This is a genomic window from Protofrankia sp. CiP1_Cm_nod4, from assembly GCF_982290645.1.
This window is the reverse complement of sequence record NZ_CEVIVC010000256.1, coordinates 1-1,422: the sequence shown is the minus strand read 5'-3', so window position 1 is coordinate 1,422 and position 1,422 is coordinate 1. Positions and strand designations below refer to the sequence as shown.

At 75.5% G+C, this 1,422-nt stretch carries 1 pseudogene; it reads right to left on the bottom strand.

The window, feature by feature from the left end:
• Window positions 1-1,422 (bottom strand): annotated as a pseudogene (locus tag AC5LSR_RS23805) (hypothetical protein); the annotation flags it as partial.

Genomic DNA, 1,422 nt, shown 5'->3' with positions numbered 1-1,422 from the left:
CCGTCCGGCCTGTCTGCCCCGCCTGCTCCGTCCGGGCCGCCTGCTCCGTCCGGGCCGGCGGCGGCGCCCGCGGCGGCCGGTGGGCTGAACGTGGCGAGGAAGTCCCCGAGGTCGATGGTCAGGGCGTCCAGCGCGGCCCGCATCGTCTCGGTGGCGAGGTCGAACGGCAGCGTCCACGGGTACAGCGTCTCGGCCAGCCGGCGGTAGGCGTCGTCGACCCGGTGCTGGATCTCCAGCCGGGTGGAGCGGGCGTGTTTCGCCGTCTGCGGGTAGGTGGCGGCGATGTCATGCGCCGGGTCGGCGGTGTCGAAACGGATCACCGTGGTGTCGGTGACCGCGTAGTGGGCGGTGGGATCGTCCGGCGTCCGGTGGAGCGTCGCGGCCGGGCCGAGGGTCACGCCGGCGGCGGCGAGCTCGGCCACCAGCCCGGCCGTGACGGCGAACGGCACGGTCTTCGTCAGCTCGGCCCGCCGCTCCCACAGCGCGGCGGGCGCGGTGACGGCGCGTTCGAGCAGCTCCAGCGCAAGATCGAGCTGGGGGATCTCGGTGATCGTGTTGTCGCAGGTGAGCGCGATGTGGACCAGATCGGGCCGCTTCGCCAGCAGCGCCGACAGGAAGGTGCCGCCGCCGGCGCGCCGGGCGCCGAGATAGCCGAGCAGGTCGACGAGGTAGGCGGCCGGGGAGAACACCGACCGGCAGTCCTCGCAGGCGCACAGGTTCGTCCCGCCGAAGATCTCCGCGTAGTCGGCGATCTCATCCGTGGGGGCCGTCCCGGCGTCCCCGACCAGCAGCGCCTCGCCGAACCGGTCGGCACGTCCGAGCCATGTCGTGACCAGGTGGAACGCGGCGGCGGTCACGTGCCCGGCGCGGGCGTGCAGGCGCAGCGCCCGGGCCCGGTCACCAATCCCGCCAGGCGCCCCGGCGGCCCGGATGGTGAACTCCTCCGGTGACAGGCCGGCGATCGCGGACGCGGAGTCCAGGCCCAGCCCGGCGAGGGCCTCACCCTCGCCGAACCGCGCGCCCAGCCGCGCCAGACGCTGGACGGGACGCAGCGCGGCGAGCACCTCGGCCCGGGTGTCCTCCTCGTAGACGAGGGTGTGCAGCGGTGAGGTGAGCACGTCGAACGTGCCGGTGTTCGCCGCGACGAACCGGCCCAGCGCCGGTGACCGGCCGGCCAGCCGGGAGGTGACGTACTCGGTGGGAAAGCGGGCTTCGGCGTTGCGTTCCAGGACCGCGGCAAGGGCCTCCCGACGGCCGGCCACGGCCTCGCGGGGGCCGGCCTCGCCGGGGCCGGCGCCCGGACGGGGGGCCGGAGGGGGGAGCAGGCCGTCCGGGATAAGGGTCAGGCCGGCGTCCGGGATGGCGGCGACCAGCTCGCTCCACTGTGCGCCGGTCAGCCGGGCCAGCGCCACCGGCGCACAG